Annotated in this window: 39 protein-coding genes and 5 pseudogenes; 39 read left to right on the plus strand and 5 right to left on the minus strand. The window is 40.4% G+C overall.

What is annotated here, in order from left to right:
• The first annotated feature begins 92 nt into the window (after positions 1-92).
• From tuf to AYJ55_RS05695, 37 genes and pseudogenes are all read left to right on the plus strand, one after another.
• On the plus strand, positions 93-1277 hold the full coding sequence (gene tuf / locus AYJ55_RS05525; RefSeq protein ID WP_032116381.1) for an elongation factor Tu: 1185 nt from the start codon (positions 93-95) through the stop codon (positions 1275-1277).
• Between the two features lie 161 nt (positions 1278-1438).
• Positions 1439-1645, plus strand: coding sequence for a (2Fe-2S)-binding protein (locus AYJ55_RS25105; RefSeq protein WP_074167961.1), 207 nt, complete (start codon positions 1439-1441; stop codon positions 1643-1645).
• 149 nt (positions 1646-1794) lie between these two features.
• Positions 1795-2245, plus strand: a pseudogene (bfr, locus tag AYJ55_RS05530) (bacterioferritin).
• 291 nt (positions 2246-2536) lie between these two features.
• On the plus strand, positions 2537-2848 hold the full coding sequence (gene rpsJ / locus AYJ55_RS05535; RefSeq protein ID WP_001181005.1) for a 30S ribosomal protein S10: 312 nt from the start codon (positions 2537-2539) through the stop codon (positions 2846-2848).
• A gap of 32 nt (positions 2849-2880) precedes the next feature.
• Positions 2881-3510, plus strand: coding sequence for a 50S ribosomal protein L3 (rplC, locus tag AYJ55_RS05540; protein WP_026823180.1), 630 nt, complete (start codon positions 2881-2883; stop codon positions 3508-3510).
• Between the two features lie 16 nt (positions 3511-3526).
• Positions 3527-4132 carry a 50S ribosomal protein L4 gene (gene rplD, locus AYJ55_RS05545; RefSeq protein ID WP_063654782.1) on the plus strand — a complete coding sequence of 202 codons (606 nt, stop codon included), beginning with the start codon at positions 3527-3529 and terminating at the stop codon, positions 4130-4132.
• The gene (gene rplW, locus AYJ55_RS05550) at positions 4129-4431 is read left to right on the plus strand and encodes a 50S ribosomal protein L23 (RefSeq protein WP_063654784.1); all 303 of its coding nucleotides are present in this window, start codon (positions 4129-4131) and stop codon (positions 4429-4431) included. The genes rplD and rplW overlap by 4 nt, the downstream gene beginning before the upstream one ends.
• A gap of 19 nt (positions 4432-4450) precedes the next feature.
• Positions 4451-5275, plus strand: coding sequence for a 50S ribosomal protein L2 (gene rplB, locus AYJ55_RS05555; RefSeq protein ID WP_063654786.1), 825 nt, complete (start codon positions 4451-4453; stop codon positions 5273-5275).
• 14 nt (positions 5276-5289) lie between these two features.
• Positions 5290-5568, plus strand: coding sequence for a 30S ribosomal protein S19 (gene rpsS, locus AYJ55_RS05560; protein ID WP_032116386.1), 279 nt, complete (start codon positions 5290-5292; stop codon positions 5566-5568).
• A 14-nt stretch (positions 5569-5582) separates the two neighbouring features.
• Positions 5583-5915 (plus strand): 50S ribosomal protein L22, encoded by a 333-nt coding sequence (gene rplV / locus AYJ55_RS05565; RefSeq protein WP_026823175.1) that lies wholly within the window; start codon positions 5583-5585, stop codon positions 5913-5915.
• Positions 5916-5932: 17 nt separating this feature from the next.
• Positions 5933-6643: a 30S ribosomal protein S3 gene (rpsC, locus tag AYJ55_RS05570; protein ID WP_063654788.1), complete on the plus strand. Its 711-nt coding sequence runs from the start codon at positions 5933-5935 to the stop codon at positions 6641-6643.
• Positions 6643-7053: a 50S ribosomal protein L16 gene (gene rplP / locus AYJ55_RS05575; protein WP_063654790.1), complete on the plus strand. Its 411-nt coding sequence runs from the start codon at positions 6643-6645 to the stop codon at positions 7051-7053. Before rpsC ends, rplP begins: the two co-directional genes overlap by 1 nt.
• Positions 7053-7244: a 50S ribosomal protein L29 gene (rpmC, locus tag AYJ55_RS05580; protein ID WP_063654792.1), complete on the plus strand. Its 192-nt coding sequence runs from the start codon at positions 7053-7055 to the stop codon at positions 7242-7244. The genes rplP and rpmC overlap by 1 nt, the downstream gene beginning before the upstream one ends.
• Positions 7244-7498: a 30S ribosomal protein S17 gene (rpsQ, locus tag AYJ55_RS05585; protein ID WP_063654794.1), complete on the plus strand. Its 255-nt coding sequence runs from the start codon at positions 7244-7246 to the stop codon at positions 7496-7498. The genes rpmC and rpsQ overlap by 1 nt, the downstream gene beginning before the upstream one ends.
• A gap of 179 nt (positions 7499-7677) precedes the next feature.
• Positions 7678-8049, plus strand: coding sequence for a 50S ribosomal protein L14 (rplN, locus tag AYJ55_RS05590; RefSeq protein WP_026823170.1), 372 nt, complete (start codon positions 7678-7680; stop codon positions 8047-8049).
• Positions 8050-8061: 12 nt separating this feature from the next.
• A complete protein-coding gene (gene rplX / locus AYJ55_RS05595; RefSeq protein ID WP_026823169.1) occupies positions 8062-8376 on the plus strand; it encodes a 50S ribosomal protein L24 in 315 nt (104 codons plus the stop codon).
• 15 nt (positions 8377-8391) lie between these two features.
• On the plus strand, positions 8392-8931 hold the full coding sequence (gene rplE, locus AYJ55_RS05600; RefSeq protein WP_063654796.1) for a 50S ribosomal protein L5: 540 nt from the start codon (positions 8392-8394) through the stop codon (positions 8929-8931).
• A gap of 12 nt (positions 8932-8943) precedes the next feature.
• Entirely contained in the window at positions 8944-9249 is a 306-nt protein-coding gene (rpsN, locus tag AYJ55_RS05605; protein ID WP_026823167.1) for a 30S ribosomal protein S14, read from the plus strand.
• Positions 9250-9281: 32 nt separating this feature from the next.
• Positions 9282-9674, plus strand: a complete 393-nt coding sequence (gene rpsH, locus AYJ55_RS05610) for a 30S ribosomal protein S8 (protein ID WP_026823166.1) — start codon at positions 9282-9284, stop codon at positions 9672-9674.
• Positions 9675-9688: 14 nt separating this feature from the next.
• A complete protein-coding gene (gene rplF / locus AYJ55_RS05615; protein WP_063654798.1) occupies positions 9689-10225 on the plus strand; it encodes a 50S ribosomal protein L6 in 537 nt (178 codons plus the stop codon).
• A 9-nt stretch (positions 10226-10234) separates the two neighbouring features.
• Positions 10235-10588 (plus strand): 50S ribosomal protein L18, encoded by a 354-nt coding sequence (gene rplR, locus AYJ55_RS05620; protein WP_063654800.1) that lies wholly within the window; start codon positions 10235-10237, stop codon positions 10586-10588.
• 14 nt (positions 10589-10602) lie between these two features.
• Positions 10603-11103, plus strand: a complete 501-nt coding sequence (rpsE, locus tag AYJ55_RS05625) for a 30S ribosomal protein S5 (protein ID WP_032116394.1) — start codon at positions 10603-10605, stop codon at positions 11101-11103.
• A 6-nt stretch (positions 11104-11109) separates the two neighbouring features.
• Complete coding sequence (gene rpmD, locus AYJ55_RS05630; protein ID WP_063654802.1) at positions 11110-11289, plus strand: 50S ribosomal protein L30; 180 nt, start codon at positions 11110-11112, stop codon at positions 11287-11289.
• 3 nt (positions 11290-11292) lie between these two features.
• Positions 11293-11727: a 50S ribosomal protein L15 gene (gene rplO / locus AYJ55_RS05635; RefSeq protein WP_063654804.1), complete on the plus strand. Its 435-nt coding sequence runs from the start codon at positions 11293-11295 to the stop codon at positions 11725-11727.
• 7 nt (positions 11728-11734) lie between these two features.
• Positions 11735-13060: a preprotein translocase subunit SecY gene (secY, locus tag AYJ55_RS05640; RefSeq protein ID WP_063654806.1), complete on the plus strand. Its 1326-nt coding sequence runs from the start codon at positions 11735-11737 to the stop codon at positions 13058-13060.
• A gap of 43 nt (positions 13061-13103) precedes the next feature.
• On the plus strand, positions 13104-13220 hold the full coding sequence (rpmJ, locus tag AYJ55_RS05645; RefSeq protein ID WP_032116397.1) for a 50S ribosomal protein L36: 117 nt from the start codon (positions 13104-13106) through the stop codon (positions 13218-13220).
• 147 nt (positions 13221-13367) lie between these two features.
• Positions 13368-13721 carry a 30S ribosomal protein S13 gene (gene rpsM, locus AYJ55_RS05650; RefSeq protein ID WP_032116398.1) on the plus strand — a complete coding sequence of 118 codons (354 nt, stop codon included), beginning with the start codon at positions 13368-13370 and terminating at the stop codon, positions 13719-13721.
• Between the two features lie 15 nt (positions 13722-13736).
• The gene (gene rpsK / locus AYJ55_RS05655) at positions 13737-14126 is read left to right on the plus strand and encodes a 30S ribosomal protein S11 (protein ID WP_002919257.1); all 390 of its coding nucleotides are present in this window, start codon (positions 13737-13739) and stop codon (positions 14124-14126) included.
• 35 nt (positions 14127-14161) lie between these two features.
• Positions 14162-14782 (plus strand): 30S ribosomal protein S4, encoded by a 621-nt coding sequence (gene rpsD / locus AYJ55_RS05660; RefSeq protein ID WP_063654807.1) that lies wholly within the window; start codon positions 14162-14164, stop codon positions 14780-14782.
• A 25-nt stretch (positions 14783-14807) separates the two neighbouring features.
• Positions 14808-15797: a DNA-directed RNA polymerase subunit alpha gene (locus AYJ55_RS05665; RefSeq protein WP_063654808.1), complete on the plus strand. Its 990-nt coding sequence runs from the start codon at positions 14808-14810 to the stop codon at positions 15795-15797.
• A 37-nt stretch (positions 15798-15834) separates the two neighbouring features.
• On the plus strand, positions 15835-16224 hold the full coding sequence (gene rplQ, locus AYJ55_RS05670; protein ID WP_032116401.1) for a 50S ribosomal protein L17: 390 nt from the start codon (positions 15835-15837) through the stop codon (positions 16222-16224).
• A gap of 122 nt (positions 16225-16346) precedes the next feature.
• Entirely contained in the window at positions 16347-16760 is a 414-nt protein-coding gene (gene zntR, locus AYJ55_RS05675; protein WP_063654809.1) for a Zn(2+)-responsive transcriptional regulator, read from the plus strand.
• A 125-nt stretch (positions 16761-16885) separates the two neighbouring features.
• Positions 16886-16975, plus strand: a pseudogene (locus AYJ55_RS32700) (alternative ribosome-rescue factor A); the annotation flags it as partial.
• A gap of 356 nt (positions 16976-17331) precedes the next feature.
• A pseudogene (locus AYJ55_RS05680) lies at positions 17332-18037 on the plus strand (helix-turn-helix domain-containing protein); the annotation flags it as partial.
• A 10-nt stretch (positions 18038-18047) separates the two neighbouring features.
• On the plus strand, positions 18048-18413 hold the full coding sequence (locus AYJ55_RS05685) for an IS630 transposase-related protein (protein ID WP_063653415.1): 366 nt from the start codon (positions 18048-18050) through the stop codon (positions 18411-18413).
• On the plus strand, positions 18382-18870 hold the full coding sequence (locus tag AYJ55_RS05690; protein ID WP_063653499.1) for an IS630 family transposase: 489 nt from the start codon (positions 18382-18384) through the stop codon (positions 18868-18870). Before AYJ55_RS05685 ends, AYJ55_RS05690 begins: the two co-directional genes overlap by 32 nt.
• A 166-nt stretch (positions 18871-19036) precedes the next feature.
• Positions 19037-19390, plus strand: a pseudogene (locus AYJ55_RS05695) (integrase core domain-containing protein); the annotation flags it as partial.
• A gap of 80 nt (positions 19391-19470) precedes the next feature.
• On the opposite strand, the gene mscL reads toward AYJ55_RS05695, so the two are convergent.
• The 5 genes from mscL to def form a co-directional block, all read right to left on the minus strand.
• Positions 19471-19869, minus strand: coding sequence for a large-conductance mechanosensitive channel protein MscL (gene mscL / locus AYJ55_RS05700; RefSeq protein ID WP_063654812.1), 399 nt, complete (start codon positions 19867-19869; stop codon positions 19471-19473).
• Between the two features lie 89 nt (positions 19870-19958).
• Positions 19959-21335, minus strand: coding sequence for a Trk system potassium transporter TrkA (trkA, locus tag AYJ55_RS05705; RefSeq protein ID WP_063654814.1), 1377 nt, complete (start codon positions 21333-21335; stop codon positions 19959-19961).
• A 48-nt stretch (positions 21336-21383) separates the two neighbouring features.
• Positions 21384-22664 (minus strand): 16S rRNA (cytosine(967)-C(5))-methyltransferase RsmB, encoded by a 1281-nt coding sequence (rsmB, locus tag AYJ55_RS05710; protein ID WP_063654816.1) that lies wholly within the window; start codon positions 22662-22664, stop codon positions 21384-21386.
• Between the two features lie 49 nt (positions 22665-22713).
• On the minus strand, positions 22714-23685 hold the full coding sequence (gene fmt / locus AYJ55_RS05715) for a methionyl-tRNA formyltransferase (protein ID WP_063654818.1): 972 nt from the start codon (positions 23683-23685) through the stop codon (positions 22714-22716).
• Positions 23686-23719: 34 nt separating this feature from the next.
• Positions 23720-24235: a peptide deformylase gene (gene def / locus AYJ55_RS05720; protein ID WP_063654819.1), complete on the minus strand. Its 516-nt coding sequence runs from the start codon at positions 24233-24235 to the stop codon at positions 23720-23722.
• A gap of 125 nt (positions 24236-24360) precedes the next feature.
• Here def and AYJ55_RS35090 point away from each other — a divergent pair, with 125 nt between their 5' ends.
• Together AYJ55_RS35090 and AYJ55_RS35095 are read left to right on the plus strand one after the other, a co-directional pair.
• A complete protein-coding gene (locus tag AYJ55_RS35090) occupies positions 24361-24621 on the plus strand; it encodes a hypothetical protein (protein ID WP_342668141.1) in 261 nt (86 codons plus the stop codon).
• 21 nt (positions 24622-24642) lie between these two features.
• Positions 24643-24996: pseudogene (locus tag AYJ55_RS35095) on the plus strand (DNA-processing protein DprA).
• Positions 24997-25015 lie beyond the last annotated feature (19 nt).

The raw sequence follows: 25015 nt of genomic DNA on the forward strand, positions 1-25015 counted from the left end.
TTCCTGCGAAAAAACAAGCAACGAGTATATGACTTTTACTGCTTGGTTAATGTGGTGTAACCACCGATTCCGTGTCTTAGAAGGACAATCTAATGTCTAAAGAAAAATTTGAACGTAAAAAACCGCACGTTAACGTTGGTACAATTGGCCACGTTGACCATGGTAAAACAACTTTAACTGCAGCAATCACCACTGTATTAGCAAAAACTTATGGCGGTAGTGCACGTGCATTTGATCAAATTGATAATGCACCGGAAGAAAAAGCGCGCGGTATCACAATTTCTACCTCTCACGTAGAATATGATACCCCAACCCGCCATTATGCCCACGTTGATTGCCCAGGCCACGCAGATTATGTAAAAAACATGATCACCGGTGCGGCACAAATGGACGGCGCAATTTTAGTGGTTGCAGCAACAGATGGTCCAATGCCACAAACACGTGAGCATATCCTATTAGGTCGCCAGGTAGGTGTTCCTTACATCATCGTTTTCCTGAACAAATGTGATATGGTTGATGATGAAGAGTTGTTGGAACTGGTTGAAATGGAAGTGCGTGAACTTCTTTCTCAGTATGATTTCCCAGGAGACGACACGCCGGTAATCAAAGGTTCAGCGTTGAAGGCGTTGGAAGGTGTTGCTGAGTGGGAAGAGAAAATTCTAGAGTTAGCGAAAGCGTTAGATGATTATATTCCAGAGCCAGAGCGTGCGATAGATAAACCGTTCTTATTGCCAATCGAAGACGTATTTTCGATCTCAGGTCGTGGAACCGTAGTAACAGGCCGTGTAGAGCGTGGTGTAGTTAAGGTTGGTGAAGAAGTCGAAATCGTCGGAATTAAAGAAACGACCAAAACGACGTGTACGGGCGTAGAAATGTTCCGCAAACTGCTGGACGAAGGTCGTGCAGGTGAGAACGTGGGTGTATTGTTACGTGGTACCAAGCGTGAAGATGTAGAGCGTGGTCAAGTATTAGCAAAACCAGGTTCAATCAATCCACATACTCAATTTGAATCAGAAGTATATATTTTGAGCAAAGATGAGGGCGGTCGCCACACGCCATTCTTTAAAGGTTACCGTCCACAGTTTTATTTTAGAACGACGGACGTAACGGGCACAATCGAGTTGCCAGAAGGCGTAGAGATGGTAATGCCAGGTGATAATATCAACATGAAAGTGACGTTGATAGCGCCAATTGCGATGGATGAAGGATTGCGTTTTGCGATCCGTGAAGGTGGTCGTACAGTCGGTGCCGGTGTCGTTGCTAAAATTATTGCTTGATTCGATATTAAATTTGAATAAAAGAGGCGAAAGCCTCTTTTATTATGATCGCTGTAAAATTATTATCGATAATCTAATTTTTTGAGTATATAAACTCAAACTAATATTGAAATGAAAATCATTATCATTTAGTATTGCTGATGAGATTTTAACTGTTCGGTATTAAAAATGTCTGTCTATGTAATCGAATTAGTGATAAAGTAATAAAAACTTTAGTTCGCGATAATCACATAACATCCATTAGTGGATTAAAGAAGTGTGTATCTATTGGTAGCCATTGTGGAAAATGCTTGCCTCAAGCAACTCAGCTAATTCAAAATGAGCAAATAAATTTTTCTGTTGTTACTGATATTGACGCAGTACAATGAATTAATAGAATAAATTTAAATGCTATCAAAGAACCTTTCCTAGTTTTAATTAATAAATTACTCTTCGCTTTTCAATAAAAATATTTTTCTATTCTGTTCGTCTAATAATTTCTATCTACACTTTAGATACTGGAAGTGGAGGATAAAAAATGAAAGGCGATAAAAAAATCATAACCCATTTAAATACATTATTGGGCAATGAGCTTGTTGCAATCAATCAATATTTTTACATGCCCGTATGTTTAAAAATTGGGGTTTATTACGTCTTAATGATATTGAATATGAAGAATCTATTGATGAGATGAAACATGCTGATAAATATAATATAAAGGATCCTCTTTCTTGAAGGTATACCAAATTTGCAGGATTTTAGGTAAATTAAATTATTGGTGAGAATGTTGAAGAAATGCTTAAATCAGATTTACTGCTTGAATTGGATGGGGCGAAAGGTTTGGTTTGCGTTCAGCAATTGCTTATGCGGATTCAGTTAGTCGCGATTTAATGATTGAAATACTAACGGATGAAGAAAAACATATTGATTGGATAGCAAACATAGACCTAAAAAATTACCTACAATCTCAGCTGGGTGAAGAGACATGATTTAATCGGTATTCATTAAGATTTTAACAAATATTATCGCATAAGATTTTTATAAATAAATTTTTATGCAATTTTTTTATCTACGGCTTGCTCTTATTTTGAAATTACGTATAATGCACGGGCTTTTTAATTCAAGAGCCTGGCCGTAAAGGCTAGTAAGCAGTAAAACTGCGTTAAAAAACAATACCTCCGATTTGGAGGTTATTATGACAACGATTACACTCCCCTATCAATCGAAATGGGTGCGAGGAGTAATTTTTTACGTTTATAAATAGTTGGAGCTCTGGTCTCATGCAGAACCAAAGAATCCGTATCCGCCTGAAAGCCTTTGATCATCGTTTAATTGATCAATCAACTGCGGAAATCGTTGAAACAGCTAAGCGCACTGGCGCTCAAGTACGTGGTCCGATCCCGTTACCTACACGTAAAGAACGTTTTACCGTTCTGATTTCGCCGCATGTTAATAAAGATGCACGTGATCAGTACGAAATTCGTACTCATAAGCGTCTGGTTGACATCGTTGAGCCAACTGAGAAAACCGTTGATGCTCTGATGCGTCTGGATCTGGCTGCCGGTGTAGATGTGCAGATCAGCCTGGGTTAATCAGGTCGTTGCGCGATTGAGAGGTTGAAACAATGATTGGTTTAGTCGGGAAGAAAGTAGGAATGACACGTATCTTCACTGAAGATGGTGTTTCTATTCCTGTAACTGTTATCGAAATTGAAAATAACCGAGTGACTCAGGTTAAGAGCCTGGAAACAGATGGTTATAATGCAATTCAGGTTACTACCGGTAGCAAAAAAGCAAACCGTGTAAAGAAACCTGAAGCTGGGCATTTTGCTAAAGCTGGTGTTGAAGCTGGCCGTATCCTACGTGAATTTCGTTTGAGTGAAAACGAAGAGTTTACTGTAGGTCAAAGCATTAGTGTTGAAATTTTTGCTGACGTCAAGAAAGTCGACGTTACTGGTACCTCCAAAGGTAAGGGTTTTGCTGGTACGGTTAAACGCTGGAATTTTCGCACTCAGGACGCTACTCATGGTAACTCCTTGTCACACCGTGTTCCGGGTTCTATTGGTCAAAACCAAACTCCGGGTAAGGTATTTAAAGGCAAGAAAATGGCAGGCCAATTGGGTAATGAACGTGTAACTGTTCAAAGTCTGGATGTAGTACGCGTTGACGCTGAGCGTAATCTGCTGTTGGTCAAGGGTGCTGTTCCAGGTGCGACTGGTAGCAACCTGATTGTAAAACCAGCTGTTAAGGCGTAACGTCGAGGAGATAGGAATGGAATTGGTAATGAAAGACGCGCAAAGCGCGCTGACTGTTTCCGAAACTACCTTCGGGCGTGATTTCAATGAAGCGCTTGTGCATCAAGTAGTTGTTGCGTATGCAGCTGGTGCTCGTCAAGGTACTCGTGCTCAGAAAACTCGTGCTGAGGTTTCAGGTTCTGCTAAAAAGCCATGGCGTCAAAAAGGCACTGGTCGTGCACGTGCTGGTTCAGTTAAGAGCCCAATTTGGCGCTCTGGTGGTGTCACTTTCGCAGCGAGACCACAGGACCACAGTCAAAAAGTAAATAAAAAGATGTACCGCGGTGCTTTGAAAAGCATCTTGTCTGAATTGGTACGTCAGGATCGTCTAATTGTTGTCGAGAAATTTGCACTGGAAGCGCCGAAAACTAAGCTTCTGGTACAAAAATTAAAGGAAATGGCGCTGGATGACGTATTGATCGTCACGAATGAGGTTGATGAAAACTTGTTTTTAGCAGCCCGTAACTTATATAAAGTTGATGTTCGCGATGCAATCGGTATCGATCCTGTTAGCCTAATTGCCTTCGACAAAGTAGTTATGACTGCTGATGCTGTGAAGCAAATTGAGGAGATGCTAGCATGATCCGTGAAGAACGTCTGCTGAAAGTACTACGTGCGCCGCATGTCTCTGAGAAAGCTTCTACAGCGATGGAAAAAAGTAACACCATCGTGCTTAAAGTAGCGAAAGATGTGACTAAAGCAGAGATTAAGGCTGCCGTACAGAAACTGTTCGAAGTTGAAGTCAAAGGTGTAAATACTTTACTAGTTAAAGGCAAAACCAAACGCCACGGTCAGCGAATTGGTCGTCGTAGCGACTGGAAAAAAGCTTACGTCACTCTGAAAGAAGGCCAGAATCTGGACTTCATCGGTGGTTCAGAGTAAGTCGGAGGAGTAAAGAACAATGGCAGTTGTTAAATGTAAACCTACGTCTCCGGGCCGTCGCCACGTAGTTAAAGTGGTTAACCCTGAGCTGCATAAGGGTAAACCTTATGCTCCGTTGCTAGAAAAAATCAACAAAACCGGTGGACGTAACAATAATGGCCGTATTACTACGCGTCATATTGGTGGTGGTCACAAACAGCATTATCGTCTAATTGACTTTAAACGCAATAAAGATGGTATTGCTGCTACTGTTGAGCGTCTGGAATATGATCCAAATCGTTCGGCGAATATTGCATTAGTTATCTATAAAGATGGAGAGCGTCGCTATATTCTGGCACCAAAAGGCTTAAAAGCCGGAGACCAAATTCAGTCTGGTGCAGATGCAGCAATTAAAGCAGGTAATGCTTTACCTATGCGTAATATTCCTGTCGGTTCAACGGTTCATAATGTTGAGCTTAAACCGGGTAAAGGTGGTCAGCTGGCGCGTTCAGCCGGTGCTTATGTGCAAATCGTTGCACGTGATGGTAGTTATGTAACTATCCGTTTACGTTCTGGCGAAATGCGTAAAGTGCTTTCTGATTGCCGTGCGACATTAGGTGAAGTTGGTAATGCGGAGCATATGCTGCGTGTTCTGGGTAAAGCTGGTGCTAGCCGCTGGCGTGGAATTCGCCCTACCGTTCGTGGTACAGCGATGAACCCAGTAGACCATCCACATGGTGGTGGTGAAGGTCGTAACTTTGGTAAACACCCAGTAACACCTTGGGGCGTTCAAACCAAAGGTAAAAAGACCCGTAGCAATAAGCGTACTGATAAATATATCGTACGTCACCGTTCTAAAAAATAATTAGAGGATAAACCATGCCACGTTCTCTCAAGAAAGGTCCTTTTATTGACCTGCACTTGCTGAAGAAGGTAGAGAAAGCAGTGGAAAGCGGAGACAAAAAGCCTCTCAAGACTTGGTCCCGTCGTTCAACGATCTTTCCTAACATGATCGGTTTGACCATCGCTATCCATAATGGTCGTCAGCATGTTCCAGTTTTTGTTACCGACGAAATGGTTGGTCATAAATTGGGTGAATTCGCGCCGACCCGTACTTATCGCGGCCATGCGGCCGATAAAAAGGCCAAGAAACGTTAAGGTAGGAGGAAGAGATGGAAACTATCGCTATGCATCGCCACGCTCGTTCTTCTGCTCAGAAGGTTCGTTTAGTGGCTGATCTGATTCGCGGTAAGAAAGTGTCGCAAGCTCTAGAAATTCTGAACTATACCAACAAGAAAGCTGCTGGTTTAGTGAAGAAAGTACTTGAGTCTGCTATCGCTAACGCCGAGCACAACGATGGTGCTGATATTGATGACTTAAAAGTTACGAAAATTTTCGTTAACGAAGGTCCAACTATGAAACGCATCATGCCTCGCGCGAAAGGCCGTGCAGATCGTATTTTGAAGCGCACCAGCCACATTACTGTGGTTGTGTCCGATCGCTGAGACTCTGGAGATTAGCAATGGGTCAAAAAGTACATCCTAATGGTATTCGCCTGGGTATTGTCAAACCTTGGAACTCTACTTGGTATGCGAATACAAAAGAATTCGCTGACAACCTAGACAGCGATTTTAAAGTACGCCAGTATTTGAATAAAGAACTGGCAAAGGCATCTATTTCACGTATCGTTATCGAACGTCCTGCGAAGAGCATCCGTGTAACTATTCACACTGCTCGTCCTGGTATCGTTATCGGTAAAAAAGGTGAAGATGTCGAGAAACTGCGTAAAACAGTAGCAGATATTGCTGGTGCCCCTGCGCAAATCAATATTGCTGAAGTACGTAAGCCTGAACTGGATGCTAAATTAGTTGCTGATAGTATCGCTTCACAGCTGGAACGTCGTGTTATGTTCCGTCGAGCTATGAAACGAGCGGTACAGAATGCTATGCGTCTAGGTGCAAAAGGCATAAAAGTGGAAGTCAGTGGTCGTTTAGGCGGCGCTGAAATTGCACGTACTGAGTGGTATCGTGAAGGCCGTGTGCCATTGCACACCTTGCGTGCTGATATCGATTATAACACTGCAGAAGCGCACACCACTTATGGTGTACTCGGCGTTAAGGTATGGATCTTCGAAGGTGAGATTCTGGGTGGTATGGCTGCTGTTGAACAGGTAGAGAAACCTACAGTTCAACCTAAAAAGCAGCAGCGTAAAGGCCGCAAGGAGAGTCGCTGATGTTACAACCAAAGCGTACGAAATTCCGTAAAATGCATAAAGGCCGCAATCGTGGTCTGGCTGCAGGTACGGATGTTAGCTTCGGCACTTTCGGTCTGAAGGCAGTGGGGCGTGGACGTCTGACTGCACGTCAGATTGAAGCGGCACGTCGTGCCATGACCCGTGCAGTTAAGCGTCAGGGTAAAATCTGGATCCGTGTGTTTCCAGATAAACCTATTACTGAAAAGCCACTTGAAGTGCGTATGGGTAAAGGTAAAGGTAACGTAGAGTATTGGGTTGCCTTGATCCAACCTGGTAAAGTTCTTTATGAAATGGACAGTGTTCCAGAAGAGCTAGCTCGTGAAGCATTCAAGTTGGCAGCAGCAAAACTGCCTATCAAAACCACCTTTGTAACTAAGACGGTGATGTAATGAAAGCAAAAGAGCTGCGCGAAAAAAGCGTTGAAGATTTGAACACTGAACTGCTTAACCTGCTACGTGAGCAATTTAACTTGAGTATGCAGGCAGTAAGTGGACAGCTGCAACAGTCTCACCTGTTGAAACAAGTACGTCGTGATATTGCACGCGTTAAGACTTTATTGACTGAAAAGGCGGGTGCGTAATGAGCGATAAAATCCGTACTTTGCAAGGTCGTGTAACTAGCGATAAGATGGAGAAATCTATTGTCGTTGCTATTGAGCGTATGGTAAAACATCCTTTATATGGTAAGTTTATCCGTCGTACGACCAAATTGCATGTACATGACGAGAACAATGAATGTGGTATCGGTGATCTAGTGGAAATCAGTGAAACCCGCCCTCTGTCCAAAACAAAGTCATGGACACTTGTTCGCGTTATAGAAAAAGCTGTTCTGTAATAGGATAGTCATTTAGTAATAGAATAAGCGGCTCTTAATAAAGCGGCCGTTTATTTTTTCTGTCCATATTGATGTTGTGGTGTTATAATGCTGCGCCTTCATGTATGGGTAATTGTACTGCCTCTTCAATTTATATAAGAAGCGGCTTAGTTGTAGTTGACATTTAGCGGAGCACTAAAATGATCCAAGAACAGACTATGCTGAACGTAGCCGACAACTCCGGCGCACGTCGCGTAATGTGTATCAAGGTTCTAGGTGGCTCGCACCGTCGCTACGCAGATGTAGGTGATATCATCAAAATTACTGTTAAAGAAGCAATTCCACGCGGTAAAGTAAAAAAAGGTGATGTCCTGAAAGCGGTAGTGGTGCGCACCAAGAAGGGTGTTCGTCGCCCTGACGGTTCTGTCATTCGTTTCGATGGCAATGCTTGTGTGTTGTTAAACAATACAAGTGAGCAAGTTATCGGTACGCGTATTTTTGGGCCGGTAACTCGTGAACTTCGTACTGAGAAGTTTATGAAAATTATCTCTCTGGCACCAGAAGTACTCTAAGGAGCGGGCACAATGGCAGCGAAAATCCGTCGTGATGACGAAGTTATCGTGTTAGCTGGTAAAGATAAAGGCAAACGCGGTAAAGTAAAACAGGTTCTTTCTTCTGGTAAAGTCATTGTTGAAGGGATTAATCTGGTTAAAAAACATCAGAAGCCTGTTCCGGCTCTGAATCAACCAGGTGGCATCGTCGAAAAAGAAGCAGCAATTGATGTTTCTAACGTTGCAATCTTTAATGTGACAACAGGCAAGGCTGACCGAGTAGGTTTTAGAATTGAAGATGGCAAAAAAGTGCGTTTCTTCAAATCTAACAGTGAAACTATTAAGTAATTTTTGGAGTATACGATGGCGAAACTGCATGATTACTATAAAGACGAGGTAGTCCAAAAGCTGATGACTCAGTTTGGCTACAATTCTGTCATGCAAGTCCCTCGGGTCGAGAAGATCACCCTGAACATGGGTGTTGGTGAAGCTGTTGCTGATAAAAAGCTGCTTGATAATGCAGCTGCTGATTTAGCGGCAATAACAGGGCAAAAACCATTTATCACCAAAGCGCGCAAATCTGTTGCAGGCTTCAAAATCCGTCAGGGCTATCCAATCGGCTGTAAAGTGACCCTGCGTGGCGAACGTATGTGGGAATTCTTTGAGCGTCTGATTTTTATTGCTGTACCACGTATCCGTGATTTCCGTGGTTTATCCACTAAATCATTTGATGGTCGTGGCAACTACAGCATGGGTGTACGTGAACAAATCATCTTTCCTGAAATCGATTATGATAAAGTGGATCGTGTACGTGGTTTAGATATTACTATCACCACTAGTGCGAAATCAGATGATGAAGGTCTTGCACTGTTGATGGCGTTTAACTTTCCGTTCCGTAAGTAAGGCAGGGTATTCATGGCTAAACAATCAATGAAAGCACGTGATGTAAAACGTGCAAAATTAGCTGAAAAATTCTTTGCAAAGCGCACAGAATTGAAAGCTATTATTTCTGATGTGAATACATCTGATGAAGATCGTTGGAATGCTGTTCTTAAGCTGCAAACGCTACCACGTGATTCCAGCCCTTCTCGTCGGCGTAACCGCTGTCGTCAAACTGGGCGTCCGCATGGTTTTCTGCGGAAATTTGGTCTAAGCCGTATTAAAGTCCGTGAATCCGCTATGCGCGGTGAAATCCCGGGTCTTAAAAAGGCTAGCTGGTAATTTCACCAATTGAATCACGGGAGTAAAGACAGATGAGCATGCAAGATCCCATCGCGGATATGCTAACCCGTATCCGTAACGGTCAGGCCGCTAATAAAGCTGCGGTCAACATGCCTTCCGCTAAGCTAAAAGTAGCGATTGCTACAGTGCTTAAGGAAGAAGGTTATATTGAAGATTATAAAATTGAAGGCGACATCAAGCCAACATTGGAAATTACATTGAAATATTTCCAAGGTAAGGCTGTTGTAGAAAGCATTCAGCGTGTAAGCCGCCCAAGTTTGCGCATCTATAAGAAAAAAGATGAGTTACCACAGGTTATGGCTGGTTTAGGCATTGCGATTATTTCTACTTCTAAAGGTGTCATGACTGATCGTGCAGCTCGCCAAGCAGGTTTAGGTGGCGAAATTCTCTGCTACGTAGCTTAATTCGGGAGGAAAGAATGTCTCGTGTGGCAAAAGCACCTGTCGTCATTCCTGCCGGCGTAGAAGTTAAACTTGACGGTCAGGATATAGCGATTAAAGGTAAAAATGGCGAGCTTACTCGTACAATCCATAAAGCTGTTGAAGTCAAACATGCTGATAATCAATTAACGTTTGCAGCTCGTGAAGGTTTTGCTGATGCATGGGCGCAAGCGGGTACGACGCGTTCTTTATTGAATGCAATGGTTATTGGTGTTACCGAAGGCTTCACTAAGAAACTTCAGCTGGGTGGTGTCGGTTATCGTGCAGCTATTAAAGGCAATACTATAAGTTTGTCCTTAGGTTTCTCTCATCCGGTAGAGCATGAACTGCCAGCAGGTATTACTGCAAAATGTCCTTCACAGACTGAAATTGTGTTGGAAGGAGTAGATAAACAGGCAATTGGCCAAGTTGCAGCTGAATTGCGTGCTTACCGTCGTCCTGAACCTTATAAAGGTAAAGGTGTTCATTACGCCGATGAAATCGTGCGTACTAAAGAGGCTAAGAAGAAGAAGTAAGGTAACACTATGGATAAGAAAGTAGCTCGTATCCGTCGTGCGACCCGCGCACGCCGCAAACTACATGAACTGAGTGCAACGCGCTTGGTGGTACACCGTACCCCTAGACATATTTATGCGCAGGTTATTGCACCAAACGGTTCTGAAACTTTGGTGGTTGCTTCTACTACAGAAAAAACTATCAATGAGCAAGTAAAGTACACAGGAAACAAAGAAGCCGCAGCAGCAGTTGGTAAATTAATTGCTGAGCGCGCGTTGGAAAAAGGCATCAAAGAAGTTGCTTTTGACCGTTCTGGTTTCCAATATCATGGTCGAGTCCAGACACTGGCAGATGCTGCCCGTGAAGCTGGCCTTCAGTTCTAAGGTAGAGGTGTAAGATGGCTCACATCGAGAAACAAGCTGGCGAACTGCAGGAAAAGCTGATCGCGGTAAATCGTGTAGCAAAAACCGTTAAAGGTGGCCGTATTTTTAGTTTTACAGCACTAACTGTCGTTGGTGATGGTAACGGTCGTGTTGGTTTTGGCTACGGTAAGGCACGCGAAGTTCCGGCAGCAATCCAGAAAGCGATGGAAAAAGCCCGTCGCAATATGAAAAACGTCGCTCTCAATAATGGTACTTTGTATCATCCTGTAAAAGGTGCTCACACAGGTTCTCGTGTGTTTATGCAACCTGCTTATGAAGGTACGGGTATCATCGCAGGCGGTGCAATGCGTGCTGTTTTGGAAGTCGCGGGTGTTCATAACGTACTGGCTAAAACCTATGGTTCCACGAACCCAATTAATGTTGTTCGTGCAACGCTGGATGCTTTAGACAGTATGAAGTCTCCAGAAATGGTCGCAGCTAAGCGTGGTAAATCCGTCGAAGAAATTCTGGGGTAATGGACCATGGCTAAGACTATTAAAATTACACAATTTCGCAGTACTATTGGTCGTTTGCCAAAACATAAGGCAACCATGATCGGTTTAGGTCTGCGTCGTATCGGTCATACTGTAGAACGTGAAGATACACCAGCGCTCCGCGGCATGATCAATTTGGTTTCCTACATGGTTAAAGTTGAGGAGTAACAGATGCGCTTAAATACTCTGTCTCCAGCTGAAGGTGCTAAACATGCACCTAAACGCGTAGGTCGCGGTATTGGTTCCGGTTTAGGTAAAACAGGCGGACGTGGTCATAAAGGTCAGAAATCTCGTTCTGGCGGTGGCATCCGTCGTGGTTTTGAAGGTGGTCAGATGCCTCTATATCGTCGTTTACCAAAATTTGGTTTTACTTCACGTAAAGCAATGATTACTGCAGAAATTCGTTTGTCAGACTTTGCTAAAGTTGAAGGCGATGTCATTAATCTGAATACGCTGAAAGCTGCTAATATAGTTGGCATTCAAATAGAATATGCGAAAGTTATTCTTTCTGGTGAAGTTAATCGTCCAGTAACTGTACGTGGTCTTCGTGTAACAAAAGGTGCACGGACTGCAATTGAAGCGGCTGGCGGTAAAATCGAGGAATAAGTTACAGATGGCGAAGCAACCAGGTTTAGATTTTCAAAGTGCTAAAGGTGGCATAGGCGAACTTAAACGCAGGCTTTTGTTTGTTATTGGGGCGCTGATTGTTTTCCGTATTGGTTCTTTTATTCCTATTCCTGGTATTGATGCCACTGTGCTTGCCAAATTGCTTGAACAGCAAAGAGGCACCATCATTGAAATGTTTAATATGTTCTCTGGTGGTGCACTTAGTCGTGCTTCTATCTTTGCATTGGGAATTATGCCGTATATTTCGGCATCGATTATTGTCCAATTACTGACTGTAGTTAATCCACGGCTAGCAGAGATTAAGAAGGAAGGGGAAGCCGGTCGCCGTAAGATTAGTCAATATACGCGTTATGGTACTTTGGTATTGGCGATATTCCAATCTATTGGTATTGCGACAGGTTTACCAAATATGGCTGGAATGCGAGGGTTGGTAATCAATCCTGGTTTTCCATTTTATTTCACGGCTGTTGTTAGTTTAGTGACAGGAACAATGTTTCTGATGTGGCTAGGCGAACAAATTACTGAAAGAGGTATTGGAAACGGTATCTCTATCATTATCTTTGCAGGTATAGTTGCGGGGCTCCCGCCGGCCATCGGCCATACCATTGAGCAAGCTCGGCAAGGCGATTTGCACTTCCTCCTGTTGTTGTTGATTGCAGTTTTAGTATTTGTTGTGACTTATTTTGTTGTCTTTATGGAACGTGGTCAGCGCCGCATAGTGGTTAACTACGCAAAACGTCAACAAGGTCGTCGCATTTATGCTGCACAAAGCACACATTTACCATTAAAGGTAAATATGGCAGGTGTTATTCCTGCAATTTTTGCTTCCAGTATTATACTGTTCCCAGGTACAATAGCTTCCTGGTTTGGTGATGGAACAGGTTGGGGCTGGCTGACAGCTATTTCAATGTATTTGCAGCCAGGACAACCGCTTTATGTGTTACTTTATGCATCTGCAATCATCTTCTTCTGTTTCTTTTATACGGCATTAGTTTTTAATCCGAGAGAGACAGCAGATAACCTGAAGAAGTCCGGTGCATTTGTACCAGGAATTCGTCCGGGAGAGCAAACGGCCAAGTATATTGACAAAGTAATGACACGCCTAACATTAGTAGGTGCATTGTATATTACTTTTATTTGCTTAATCCCGGAGTTCATGCGTGACGCAATGAAAGTTCCATTCTATTTTGGTGGTACTTCACTTCTAATTGTTGTCGTCGTTATTATGGACTTTATGGCTCAAGTGCAAACTCTTATGATGTCCAGTCAATATGAGTCTGCATTGAAAAAGGCAAATCTTAAAGGCAAATAATTGTCTTTAAATTAATTTGCTTAGGAAGTTACGGAGAGTAAAAATGAAAGTTCGTGCTTCAGTCAAGAAATTATGCCGTAACTGTAAAATCATTAGACGCGAAGGTATTGTTCGTGTGATTTGCAGCGTTGAACCAAGACATAAACAACGTCAAGGTTAAAAAAAGCATTTTTTTCTTGCAAAGTTGGGTTGAGCTGGCTAAATTAGCCAGCCAAACTTTTTATCTAAGAAAATGTATAACTGTTTGAGTATCCTGAAAGCGGGCTTTTCAGCACAGTTATGCAGTATTTAACTTTAGGAGTGCATAGTGGCCCGTATAGCAGGCATTAACATTCCTGATCAACACACCGTAATCGCATTAACGTCGATTTACGGCATCGGCAAAACTCGCTCACAGTCAATCTGTGCAGCAACTGGTATTGCTGAGCATGTTAAGATCAGTGAGCTGTCTGAAGAGCAAATCGACAAGTTACGTGACGAAGTTGCTAAATACATTGTTGAAGGTGATTTGCGTCGTGAAGTTACCCTAAGCATCAAGCGCTTAATGGATCTTGGTTGCTATCGTGGTTTACGTCACCGCCGTGGTCTTCCTGTGCGTGGTCAACGTACTAAGACTAATGCGCGTACCCGTAAGGGCCCGCGTAAGCCGATCAAGAAATAGTCGGGGTATTAAATAATGGCAAAAGCACCTATTCGTGCACGTAAGCGTGTAAGAAAACAAGTTTCAGACGGTGTGGCTCATATCCATGCTTCTTTTAACAACACAATTGTTACCATTACTGATCGTCAAGGTAATGCATTGGGTTGGGCAACCGCAGGTGGTTCTGGTTTTCGTGGTTCTCGTAAGTCTACTCCGTTTGCCGCTCAAGTTGCAGCAGAACGTTGTGCCGAGGCAGTGAAAGAGTACGGAATCAAAAACTTAGAAGTTATGGTTAAAGGACCTGGTCCTGGCCGTGAGTCAACTATCCGTGCGTTAAATGCGGCTGGTTTCCGCATTACTAACATTACTGATGTGACTCCGATTCCTCATAACGGTTGTCGTCCACCGAAGAAACGTCGTGTTTAATTACGTTGCGTTTTTAGGATTGTTGGAGAAAGAAAATGGCTAGATATTTGGGTCCTAAGCTCAAGCTGAGCCGTCGCGAGGGTACAGATCTTTTTCTTAAGTCTGGCGTTCGCGCGATTGACACCAAGTGTAAATTAGAACAGGCACCAGGACAGCATGGCGCACGTAAACCGCGGCTATCTGATTATGGTGTTCAGTTACGTGAGAAACAAAAAGTTCGTCGTATTTACGGTGTTCTAGAACGTCAATTCCGTAACTATTATAAAGAAGCAACACGATTGAAAGGTAATACGGGCGAAAATTTGCTCAATTTGCTTGAAGGTCGTTTAGACAATACTGTTTATCGTATGGGCTTTGGCGCAACACGCGCGGAAGCACGTCAGATGGTTAGCCATAAAGCTATCATGGTAAATGGTCAAGTCGTTAATATTGCTTCTTATCAGGTTTCCCCGAATGACGTTATCAGCGTTCGTGAAAAAGTAAAAAAACAATCTCGTATTAAGGCTGCTTTAGAACTTGCTGAACAGCGTGAGAAGCCAAATTGGCTGGAGGTTGATGCGGTTAAGATGGAAGGTGTGTTCAAACGTATTCCTGAACGTGCTGATCTGTCTGCTGACATTAACGAACACCTGATCGTCGAGCTTTACTCTAAGTAAAGCTTAGTACCAAAGAGAGGACACAATGCAGGGTTCTGTGACAGAGTTTCTTAAACCGCGCCTGGTTGATATCGAGCAAATTAGTTCGACGCACGCCAAGGTAACCCTTGAACCGTTAGAACGTGGCTTTGGCCATACTCTTGGTAACGCACTACGCCGTATTTTGCTTTCGTCTATGCCGGGTTGTTCTGTGACCGAGGTTGAAATTGATGGTGTACTGCATGAGTACAGCACTAAAGAAGGTGTGCAGGAAGATATCCTGGAGATTCTCCTTAACCTGAAAGGGCTGGCGGTAAAAGTTCACGGTAAAGATGAAGTTATTCTGATCTTGAATAAATCTGGAATTGGCCCTGTGACTGCCGCCGATATCACCCCTAATGATGATATCGAAATCGTCAAGCCGCAACATGTTATCTGCCATCTAACTGATGAAAGCGCTGCTATTAATATGCGTATTAAAGTACAGCGTGGTCGTGGGTATGTGCCGGCTTCTGCTCGTATTCATTCGGAAGAAGATGAGCGCCCAATCGGTCGTTTATTAGTTGATGCATGCTATAGCCCTGTGGAGCGTATTGCCTACAATGTTGAAGCGACGCGTGTAGAACAACGCACTGATTTGGATAAGCTGGTTATCGAGATGGAAACTAACGGCACAATCGATCCAGAAGAGGCGATTCGTCGAGCAGCAACTATCTTGGCTGAACAACTCGAAACTTTCGTTGATTTACGCGATGTTGCTAAGGTTGAAGTTAAAGATGAGAAGCCAGAGTTTGATCCGATTCTGCTGCGCGCAGTTGACGATCTGGAATTGACGGTCCGCTCTGCTAACTGTTTAAAAGCAGAAGCTATCCACTACATCGGTGATTTGGTTCAGCGCACTGAAGTTGAGTTGCTTAAAACGCCTAATCTTGGTAAAAAATCACTTACTGAAATTAAGGATGTTTTGGCATCAAGAGGTTTATCGCTAGGCATGCGTCTAGAAAATTGGCCTCCAGCAAGTATTGCTGATGAATAAGATCACAGGTTAAGGTTTTACTGAGAAGGATAAGGTCATGCGCCATCGTAAGAGTGGTCGTCAATTGAACCGCAATAGTAGCCATCGCCAAGCTATGTTTCGTAACATGGCTGGCTCTTTAGTTCGTCATGAGATTATCAAGACAACTTTACCAAAGGCGAAAGAGTTGCGCCGTGTCGTTGAGCCACTGATTACTCTTGCCAAGACCGATAGCGTAGCTAATCGTCGTCTGGCGTTTGCCCGTACTCGTGATAATGAGATCGTGGCAAAATTATTTAATGAACTTGGACCGCGTTTCGCGACCCGTGCAGGTGGTTATACTCGTATTATGAAGTGTGGCTTCCGTGCAGGTGACAATGCGCCGATGGCTTACATCGAGCTTGTTGATCGTACTGTTGAGTCTCAAGCAGAAGTAACTGCAGAATAAATTTGCAATTACATAAAAAACCGGGATTAATCCCGGTTTTTTATTATCTAAAAATTAACTTTTTGTCATTTCATAGTTTGCTATCATAGTGGATAATATTTATACATATATAAGAGGTGGTTATGTATCATATAGGTAAATTAGCTAAGTTAGCAGATGTTACAACCGATACAATTCGTTTCTATGAAAAACAAGGGTTAATGGAACGTCCTAATCGTACAGAAAGTGGTTATCGTCTTTATAGCAAAAAAGATTTACAACGTTTACGTTTTATTCGTTATGCTAAGCAGTTAGGTTTTACTTTGGAATCTATTTCAGAATTATTGTCTATTCGCATTGATCCTGCTCATCATACTTGCCAGGAGTCGAAAAATATTGTAGATGCTCGCTTGCAAGAGATTGAAATTAAAATTATAGAGATGGAGAGAATTAGGAATTCATTAAAAATGCTTAGTGCGGCTTGTTGTGGTAGTAAACATGTTAGTACTGGATGTTCAATTTTAGAGATCCTCGAACAAGGCGCCAGTAAACATTAAATGACATGTCCGTTTTGGATAAAATAAAATTTTATAGATGTTTATTTAAAAAGTCATTGATATTGGAGAATTTGGTATGGCAAATTATCAGCATAAACGAGGCATTATGAAAGAAGAGTGCAGTAGAAGCGATACTGTATGATCCTCTGTTTAGGCAACGAATTAAAAAAATAAGAAAGGAAAAGGGAGAGTTATCAAAGAAAAATGAAACATAATAAAGAGCAAACGGGTGGGTTAGTATTGCTTAATTTTAAAAATTTATTATTACTTATATTAATCTTAACTTAATCTGACAATTCTGATTTAAAAAAGAGCGTTACCGGTTTTAATTAACATCATTAGATAATTAAATAAAAGGTAATTCTATGTATCAAACAAATAATCCTATCATCAAACATAAACAAGAGTTTCGCACCAATAAAAAAACGCTCTATTTTTAAGTTTAATTCAGCATAATATATAAATAGACAAAATCTTATAAATTAAAAGCAACTTATTGTAATTTAAACAAATTTATACGTTTTAGTAACTTGCAAATTAACCATTGCTTTTAAGCCATTTCTGGAATTTTATATTCCTGTGCGAAATTCGTGATAAAGTCGGGTTACTTAACCTTGCTGAAGAGCTTAATAACGTATCAAAAGCCTGTAAGATTATGGGGGTGGTATCCCGAGATACGTTTTATCGCTACCAGGAACTTGTTAACGATGGTGGGATAGACGCTTTAATTAATCAAAATCGACGGGTGCCTAACGTAAAAAATAGAGTAGATGAACAGATTGAAAGCGCTGTAGTTGAGTATGCGATTGAATACCCTGCACACGGTCAACACCGCAGTAGTAATGAACTAAGAAAAAAAGGCATTTTTGTTTCGGGGAGTGGCGTTCGCTCTATTTGGCTGCGCCATAATCTCGAAAATTTTACAAAACGCCTAAAAGCGCTTGAAGATAAAATCGCAACAGAAGGAATTATCCTGTCAGAATCACAAATCAGTGCTCTAGAAAAGAAAGCGCAAGATGATGAAGCCTGTGGTGAGATTGAAACAGCGCATCCAGGTTATCTGGGTTCACAAGATACTTTTTATGTCGGTCATTTAAAAGGCGTTGGTCGTGTTTATCAACAAACTTACATTGATACTTACAGTAAAGTCGTTCATTGTAAGCTTTACACAACAAAAAGCGCGATAACGGCGGCAGATTTATTACAAGGTTCTCCCTTTTTATTCCCAGCATGGGTTACCGGTGTTACGTATAGCTAGGCGACTTAATTTTGATTACAAGGTGTGTTATGAGTTATACAATTGATTTTCGACGTAAAGTAATATCTGTAAGGAAAGCCGAAGGTTTAACAATTCGAGAAACTGCGAAACAATTCCGTATTGGAAAAGCGTCTTTAGTACGTTGGCTTAAACGACCAGAGCCAAAAAATTCAACGCCACGTAAGAGGAAGCTCGATAAAAATGCTTTAGCAAAAGATGTGGAACAGTATCCAGATGCTTACCAAAAGGAACGGGCAGAGCGATTCGGTGTTTGTAAAAAGACTATTTGGCAATCCCTTAAAAAGCTGGGATTAACCTATAAAAAAAACTCTATTCCATCCAAAAACCAACGAAAGCGACAGGCTGGCACATCAGCAAAAAAGACAACAGTATGAAAAAAAAGATAAATCTGTTGTTTTTATTGATGAAAGTGGTTTTTCACATGACACTCCACGAACTCACGGCTATTCCCCAAAAGGTCACCGTTGTTTTGGCCTGAAAAACTGGGGTGCTAAGGGAAGAACAAATGTTATTGGCGCTTTATTGGGAACAACCCTTTTTGCTATCGGATTATTTGATTGCAATATTAATCGTGATGTTTTTTATGTTTGGATCACAAAAATATTGCTCCCAGAACTTCCTGAAAATTCTGTTATTTTTATGGACAACGCTAGCTTTCACAAAGGTAAGAATATTGAACAGGCAATTATAAACGCAGGACACCAGATAGAATATTTGCCTGTGTATTCACCAGATTTAAATCCTATAGAACATAAATGGTCTCAAGCTAAACGTAAAAAGATGGAAACAGGATGCACTATCGATGACCTGTTTTTAATACATATGCTGTAATCAAAATTAAGTCGCCTAGCTATATGACCCAAATTTTACGGAATCGTAGACCCTTTATTGATGATACCTTTTTACTCCTTAGTGCCGGTCTTTGGAATTTCCATCTCAGAACAGCCTAAAATTTACTTCAATCACCGAAATACCCTTATTTCACTATTAAGCAACACGCTTATTGACGGACAGAGGCAGTGAGTATTGTGGTAAAGTTGAACATCACGATTATCAACTTTATCTCGCTATCAATGATATTGATCATACAAAAACTAAAGCTCGTTCACCTCAAACCAATGGGATTTGTGAACGCTTTCATAAAACTGTATTACAAGAGTTCTATCAGGTGGCTTTTCGTAAGAAAATCTATAGGGCTTTAGATGAATTACAAGCTGATTTAGATAAATGGTTAGCGGAATATAATAACCAACGCACTCATCAAGGAAAAGTGTGTTGCGGTCGAACTCCTATGGCAACTTTACACGATGGAAAACAACTTTGGAGAGAGAAAGATTTAAATCAAATTTAACCTGACAGGTACTGTATAAATAACCGGTAACTGTCAGATTAAGTCTGAGCTACTACATATTACTAACCCACTAGTTTTGATTATTTTTGTTTTTTTAATAAATCACGAATTTCAGTTAATAATGTGACTTCTTTAGTTGGTGCAGCTGCTGGTGCTTCTTTTTTTTCTCGACGCAATTTATTTATAAGTTTTATCGCAATAAAAATTGCTATAGAGATGATTAGAAAATCAAAAATATTTTGAATAAAGACACCATAATTCATAGTAACAGCAGGTATATTATCGTGGGCTTCCCTTAAGACAAGATGAAATTGCTTAAAATCAATACCGCCGATAAGTAATCCAAGGGGAGGCATAATAATATCTGCAACAAGAGAAGAAACAATTTTGCCAAATGCTGCACCAATAATAACACCCACAGCTAGATCAATAACGTTGCCTTTCATTGCAAATTCACGGAATTCTTTTAAAAAGCTCATAGTCCCCTTACCGTTAATCAAAATAGAACGTAAAATTTTATAATAATGTTTAAATTATGATATCTATTAATATATTTCTATCAAAAATTTTACAAAAAGAATGGGCTAGGTTGGAAGATCTTTTCTACTTCAGGAACATGCTTTTTATCAGTAATGAACATAATGATGTGATCATCATGTTCGATAATATGATAGCTATTTGCAATGATGACTTCATCATCACGAACAATAGCACCGATAATTGTGCCTGGAGGAAGCTTTATTTCTGAAATTTTTCTACCAACAACTTTGGATGTGTTTTCATCGCCGTGAGCAATAGCTTCTATCGCTTCAGCAACGCCTTTACGCAAGGATGAAACATTGATTATATCTGCTTTACGCACATGTCCTAATAAAGCGGAAATTGTTGCTTGTTGAGGTGATATAGCGATATCAATGACTCCTCCTTGTACAAGATCAACATAAGCAGAACGTTGGATAAGAACCATCACTTTCTTTGCGCCCATTTTTTTGGCAAGCATAGCTGACATAATATTGGCTTCATCATCATTAGTCAGTGCTATAAAAACATCTGTTTGCTCAATATGTTCTTCCGCTAAAAGCTCTTGATCTGAAGCATCACCATAAAACACGATTGTATCATGTAATAGTTCTGCTAATTCCGTTGCTCTTTTTTGATCACGTTCTATTAATTTAACGCTGTAATCTTTTTCTAGCTGTTTTGCTAGACCCGCACCAACATTGCCACCACCAACTATCATAATTCGCTTGTAGGGTTTTTCCAGTCGTTGCAGTTCGCTCATTACAGCACGAATATGCTCAGTGGCTACAACAAAGAAGATTTCATCTCCTTCCTCAATAATAGTGGATCCTTGTGGTCGAATGGGTCTATCTTGGCGAAATATAGCAGCAATTCGGGTATCAATATGGGGTAAATGTTCGCGTAAATTTAAAAGGGAATTTCCTACTAATGAACCTCCATAGTAGGCTTTTGCAGCAACAATACTTACTTTGCCACTTGCGAAGTTAACAACCTGAAGTGCACCAGGATATTGGATTAATTTATAAATATAATCAATGACAAGCTGCTCTGGTGAAATAAGATAATCAATCGCTATGTGATCAGGGGTAAAAAGTTTTTCAGTTTCTTTGATATATTCAGATGCACGTATTCTAGCAACTTTATTTGGCGTGTTAAAAAGAGAATAAGCGATTTGGCATGCAATCATATTAGTTTCATCTGAATTTGTCACAGCGACTAGCATATCAGCATCTTCAGCACCGGCTTCCCTTAGGATCCTAGGGTATGAGCCATGGCCACTGACAACTCTTAGGTCGAATTTATCTTGTAGCTGGCGCAAACGTTCAGTATTAGTATCAACGATAGTGATATCGTTGTTTTCATCAACTAAATTTTCTGCAAGTGTTCCACCAACTTGTCCTGCACCTAATATGATAATTTTCATTATATTTTTATCTTACTGCCAGATTGAGTATTTATTCAAATAGTAGTGTTAATTTTTTATCAGAGAAGCATAAAAGAAACCGTCTCCTCCACGTTGAGTGGGTAATATTTGTTGGCCCAGTTCCATATTGTTATTTAAAGATGCTTCAGGATGATGAAAAAGAAATTTCTGTATTTGTTCTTTGTTTTCATCCGGTAAAATAGAGCAAGTTGCATAAACCAGGATGCCATTGGTTTTTAAATAAGGCCAGATAGCTTCTAGAATTTCATATTGTAATTTAACCAACTGCTGGATATCTGTCGGTTTTCTTAACCATTTTATATCCGTATGCCTACGAATCACTCCTGTCGCAGAGCAAGGGGCATCTAGCAATATACGATCAAATTTCGCACCCGATGTCCATTCTAGTGGTCTACGTCCATCACCAACAATAACTCTTGCATGTAATTTTAGGCGATTAAGATTTTCTTGGATACGTTTTATTCGTAGTTCATCAATATCAACCGCTAAAACATCAGCTTTTGGAGCAAGTTCTAGTATATAAGTTGTCTTACCACCTGGAGCTGCACAAAGATCAAGGATATATTCACCATTTTTAGGTGCTAATAATTCAACGCATCGTTGAGCAGATAAATCTTGAATTGTTACCCAACCTTGGTCAAAGCCTGGTAACTGGTTAATCGCACACGGTTTTTGTAATTTGATAGCGAATTTACTGTCATTGCTTAAACTGGCCTCTATACCTGCTTGTTGTAATAGTATTAGATAATCATGAGTAGAATGATACAATTGATTTACTCTTAGCCACATAGATGGTTTTTGGTTATTGGCCTCAAGAATCTCTTCCCACTGAGCAGGATAAACTTGCTGAATTTTTTCTAATAGCCATTTAGGATGTAAATAATTGCTTTCATTATTATTGGCTTTTGCATTTAATGTTTGTTCTTGCCGTTGAAATTGTCTTAATACACCATTAATTAAGCCTTTTAGTTGAGGGTGTTTCAGTGTGATAGCACCATCAACAGTTTCTGCTAGCGCGGCATGTGGGGGAATACGAGTAAAATGAAGTTGGTAAATTCCTACCATAATAAGATAATGAATAATGCGTTTTTTTCCCTTTAATGGTTTAGTTATTAATTGTTGAATAAACCATTCCAATAAGGGTAACACTCTAAGTACACCAAAACTGAGTTCTTGTAAAAGAGCTTTATCTTTATCTGATATATTTTTTTGCCATTCGGGAAGTACAGTGCTTAATGATTTTTTTTGATCAATAACCTGGGCAATGACTTGGGCACAAATGCTTCTAAGGTTATATTTTTTATTCATGTTAAATATAATTACCCACTAATCATAAATGCAAACAAGAAATTTATTATTAATTTGGTTGCAATGGTGAATTTATTATTCTGCCAGGAATAAACCATCCGTGACGAGAGTTTAGAAAATCACTAGCTAACATTATTTTTTTACCGGCCGGTTGTATTTTTAAGATATTTAAAATACCTTTCGCGGTTGCCACTTTAATCCCTGTTTTATCGGCACTTAAAATTGTTCCCTGTGAAGCGTCAATTTCATGATCAATGACTTCGGCATACCAAACTTTAATAGGTTGATTTGCAACAATAAAATAACTTACTGGCCAAGGATTGAATGCCCTGATACATCGCTCAATTTGTTCAGCCGAAAGTGTCCAATCAATTAATGCTTCATCTTTACTCAGTTTTTCAGCATAGCTAGCGAATGTATCATTTTGTTTTTCTGGTTTTGCTTGACCTGAAGTGAGTAAATCAAGAGTATGTAGGAGTGCAATAGGGCCTAGTTTTGCAAGTTTTTGATATAGTGTTGCGCTGGTATCTTTTAGTTCAATGGGGCAGCTTATTTTGTAAAGCATATCCCCGGTATCCAGACCAATATCCATTTGCATAATTGTAATACCGGTTTCTTTATCACCAGCCCAAATTGAGCGTTGAATTGGCGCAGCGCCTCTCCAGCGGGGTAGTAGTGAGCCATGAACATTCAGGCAGCCCATTGGTAGCATATTTAATACAATTTCAGGTAAAATTAGGCCATATGCGACAACAACCATAATATCGGCATGTTGATTTTCAATCCAGCGCTGACTGTCTGTTATTTTTAGAGTTGTTGGCTGAAAAATAGGAATATTATTTTCTTCGGCTAGCGTTTTTACTGGGCTTGATGCGAGTTTTCGTCCTCTTCCAGCTGGTTTATCAGGTTGTGTTAGAACGCCAACAATTTGATACTTATCCTTGATACTGAGTAATGCAGCTAAATGTTGTGCTGCAAAATCTGGGGTGCCGGCAAAAATCATTCGTAGACAGTCTGACACGTAAAGATCCCTATATTATAAAATATGATAAATATCATTTTGTTGTTTTAGCTTTTAGACGTTCAAGCTTTTCAATTTTTTGTCTAATGCGTTGGCGTTTTAATGCAGAAAGATAGTCAATAAATAATTTGCCATTTAGATGATCTATTTCATGTTGAATACAGATAGCAAGTAGATCATCAGTTTCTAATTCAAACTCTTTACCATTGACATCTAAGGCTTTAATTTTGACCCATTTAGCACGAGATACAAATGCCCGTTGTTCCGGTACAGAAAGACAACCTTCTTCAATTCCAGTTTCACCAGCTGTTTCTAGGATAACAGGATTTATAAGTACCAATCTTTCATTACGAGATTCTGAAACGTCAATAACAATAATTCTTTGATGAATATTAACCTGTGTTGCGGCTAAACCAATACCTTCTTCTTCATACATCGTTTCAAGCATATCATTCACGATACGTTGTATTTCTGCATCAACTTTTTTTACCGGTTCTGCAATTTTGCGAAGACGCTCATCTGGATAATGTAATATATTTAATACTGACATAAATGTTTAAAGCTATATCCAAAAAGTGAAAGTTATTTAATACCTATTCTAGACATTTCTCATTATGATTGACAGTATTGGTTATAAATGGAACACACTTATTGCCAATTAAGTCTAGAAAGTATATGGATCCAATGGAAATATGGTTACGTATGAGAATGGTCTCTCATCTTTCAACTGTTAATGCTGCTGCAATTGTAGAGAAACTTATTGCATTAAATAATGTTAAAATTGCTTCTCTTCGGGCATGTGGGTTATCACCTAATCAATGTATACAATTTATTCATGCAAATTCAAAAGCTATTTATGCGGCAATGAAATGGCTTGATGTAAGCGAGCATAAACTCATTACGTTATCCGATCCAAATTATCCATATTTATTATAACAGATATATTCGCCACCAATTATACTCTTCGTTGCTGGTAAAGAGAAAGCGCTTTCTTCTACTCAAATTGCTATGGTAGGCAGTCGTTATAATGATTTTTATGGTGAGAAATGGGCTCAAATATTTAGTCAGGAACTGGTACTTCACAAATTTACAATTACCAGTGGTTTAGCAATAGGTATTGATGGAATTAGCCATAAAACTGCATTAAAGCATGATGGAATAACTGTTGCTGTATTAGGTAGTGGTTTAAATAAATTATCATACTAGTTTAGCGGATAAAATTAAGGAGCAAGAGGAGCGTTAGTATCAGAATATCTACCAGATACTCCTCCATTAGCCAAGAATTTTCCGCGTCGAAATCGTATAAGTTAGTGGCTTAATTAAAGCAGTC

Source organism: Candidatus Arsenophonus triatominarum (assembly GCF_001640365.1).
Classification (GTDB): domain Bacteria; phylum Pseudomonadota; class Gammaproteobacteria; order Enterobacterales; family Enterobacteriaceae; genus Arsenophonus; species Arsenophonus triatominarum.

Bases quoted from the DNA above. Each gene is read 5' to 3' on its own strand.
- rplW (WP_063654784.1), top strand. From the start codon at position 4,129: ATGATCCGTGAAGAACGTCTGCTGAAAGTACTACGTGCGCCGCATGTC.
- rplP (WP_063654790.1), top strand. From the start codon at position 6,643: ATGTTACAACCAAAGCGTACGAAATTCCGTAAAATGCATAAAGGCCGC.
- rpsE (WP_032116394.1), top strand. From the start codon at position 10,603: ATGGCTCACATCGAGAAACAAGCTGGCGAACTGCAGGAAAAGCTGATC.
- rpsJ (WP_001181005.1), top strand. From the start codon at position 2,537: ATGCAGAACCAAAGAATCCGTATCCGCCTGAAAGCCTTTGATCATCGT.
- rpsS (WP_032116386.1), top strand. From the start codon at position 5,290: ATGCCACGTTCTCTCAAGAAAGGTCCTTTTATTGACCTGCACTTGCTG.
- mscL (WP_063654812.1), bottom strand. From the start codon at position 19,869: ATGAGCTTTTTAAAAGAATTCCGTGAATTTGCAATGAAAGGCAACGTT.
- rpsC (WP_063654788.1), top strand. From the start codon at position 5,933: ATGGGTCAAAAAGTACATCCTAATGGTATTCGCCTGGGTATTGTCAAA.
- secY (WP_063654806.1), top strand. From the start codon at position 11,735: ATGGCGAAGCAACCAGGTTTAGATTTTCAAAGTGCTAAAGGTGGCATA.
- rpmJ (WP_032116397.1), top strand. From the start codon at position 13,104: ATGAAAGTTCGTGCTTCAGTCAAGAAATTATGCCGTAACTGTAAAATC.
- rplE (WP_063654796.1), top strand. From the start codon at position 8,392: ATGGCGAAACTGCATGATTACTATAAAGACGAGGTAGTCCAAAAGCTG.
- rplQ (WP_032116401.1), top strand. From the start codon at position 15,835: ATGCGCCATCGTAAGAGTGGTCGTCAATTGAACCGCAATAGTAGCCAT.
- rpsH (WP_026823166.1), top strand. From the start codon at position 9,282: ATGAGCATGCAAGATCCCATCGCGGATATGCTAACCCGTATCCGTAAC.
- rplB (WP_063654786.1), top strand. From the start codon at position 4,451: ATGGCAGTTGTTAAATGTAAACCTACGTCTCCGGGCCGTCGCCACGTA.
- AYJ55_RS05685 (WP_063653415.1), top strand. From the start codon at position 18,048: ATGAGTTATACAATTGATTTTCGACGTAAAGTAATATCTGTAAGGAAA.
- trkA (WP_063654814.1), bottom strand. From the start codon at position 21,335: ATGAAAATTATCATATTAGGTGCAGGACAAGTTGGTGGAACACTTGCA.
- zntR (WP_063654809.1), top strand. From the start codon at position 16,347: ATGTATCATATAGGTAAATTAGCTAAGTTAGCAGATGTTACAACCGAT.
- rsmB (WP_063654816.1), bottom strand. From the start codon at position 22,664: ATGAATAAAAAATATAACCTTAGAAGCATTTGTGCCCAAGTCATTGCC.
- def (WP_063654819.1), bottom strand. From the start codon at position 24,235: ATGTCAGTATTAAATATATTACATTATCCAGATGAGCGTCTTCGCAAA.
- rplR (WP_063654800.1), top strand. From the start codon at position 10,235: ATGGATAAGAAAGTAGCTCGTATCCGTCGTGCGACCCGCGCACGCCGC.
- rpmC (WP_063654792.1), top strand. From the start codon at position 7,053: ATGAAAGCAAAAGAGCTGCGCGAAAAAAGCGTTGAAGATTTGAACACT.
- rplN (WP_026823170.1), top strand. From the start codon at position 7,678: ATGATCCAAGAACAGACTATGCTGAACGTAGCCGACAACTCCGGCGCA.
- rplC (WP_026823180.1), top strand. From the start codon at position 2,881: ATGATTGGTTTAGTCGGGAAGAAAGTAGGAATGACACGTATCTTCACT.
- rplD (WP_063654782.1), top strand. From the start codon at position 3,527: ATGGAATTGGTAATGAAAGACGCGCAAAGCGCGCTGACTGTTTCCGAA.
- rplX (WP_026823169.1), top strand. From the start codon at position 8,062: ATGGCAGCGAAAATCCGTCGTGATGACGAAGTTATCGTGTTAGCTGGT.
- rplV (WP_026823175.1), top strand. From the start codon at position 5,583: ATGGAAACTATCGCTATGCATCGCCACGCTCGTTCTTCTGCTCAGAAG.
- rpsN (WP_026823167.1), top strand. From the start codon at position 8,944: ATGGCTAAACAATCAATGAAAGCACGTGATGTAAAACGTGCAAAATTA.
- rpmD (WP_063654802.1), top strand. From the start codon at position 11,110: ATGGCTAAGACTATTAAAATTACACAATTTCGCAGTACTATTGGTCGT.
- rpsQ (WP_063654794.1), top strand. From the start codon at position 7,244: ATGAGCGATAAAATCCGTACTTTGCAAGGTCGTGTAACTAGCGATAAG.
- AYJ55_RS35090 (WP_342668141.1), top strand. From the start codon at position 24,361: ATGGATCCAATGGAAATATGGTTACGTATGAGAATGGTCTCTCATCTT.
- tuf (WP_032116381.1), top strand. From the start codon at position 93: ATGTCTAAAGAAAAATTTGAACGTAAAAAACCGCACGTTAACGTTGGT.
- rplF (WP_063654798.1), top strand. From the start codon at position 9,689: ATGTCTCGTGTGGCAAAAGCACCTGTCGTCATTCCTGCCGGCGTAGAA.
- rplO (WP_063654804.1), top strand. From the start codon at position 11,293: ATGCGCTTAAATACTCTGTCTCCAGCTGAAGGTGCTAAACATGCACCT.
- rpsD (WP_063654807.1), top strand. From the start codon at position 14,162: ATGGCTAGATATTTGGGTCCTAAGCTCAAGCTGAGCCGTCGCGAGGGT.
- rpsK (WP_002919257.1), top strand. From the start codon at position 13,737: ATGGCAAAAGCACCTATTCGTGCACGTAAGCGTGTAAGAAAACAAGTT.
- AYJ55_RS05665 (WP_063654808.1), top strand. From the start codon at position 14,808: ATGCAGGGTTCTGTGACAGAGTTTCTTAAACCGCGCCTGGTTGATATC.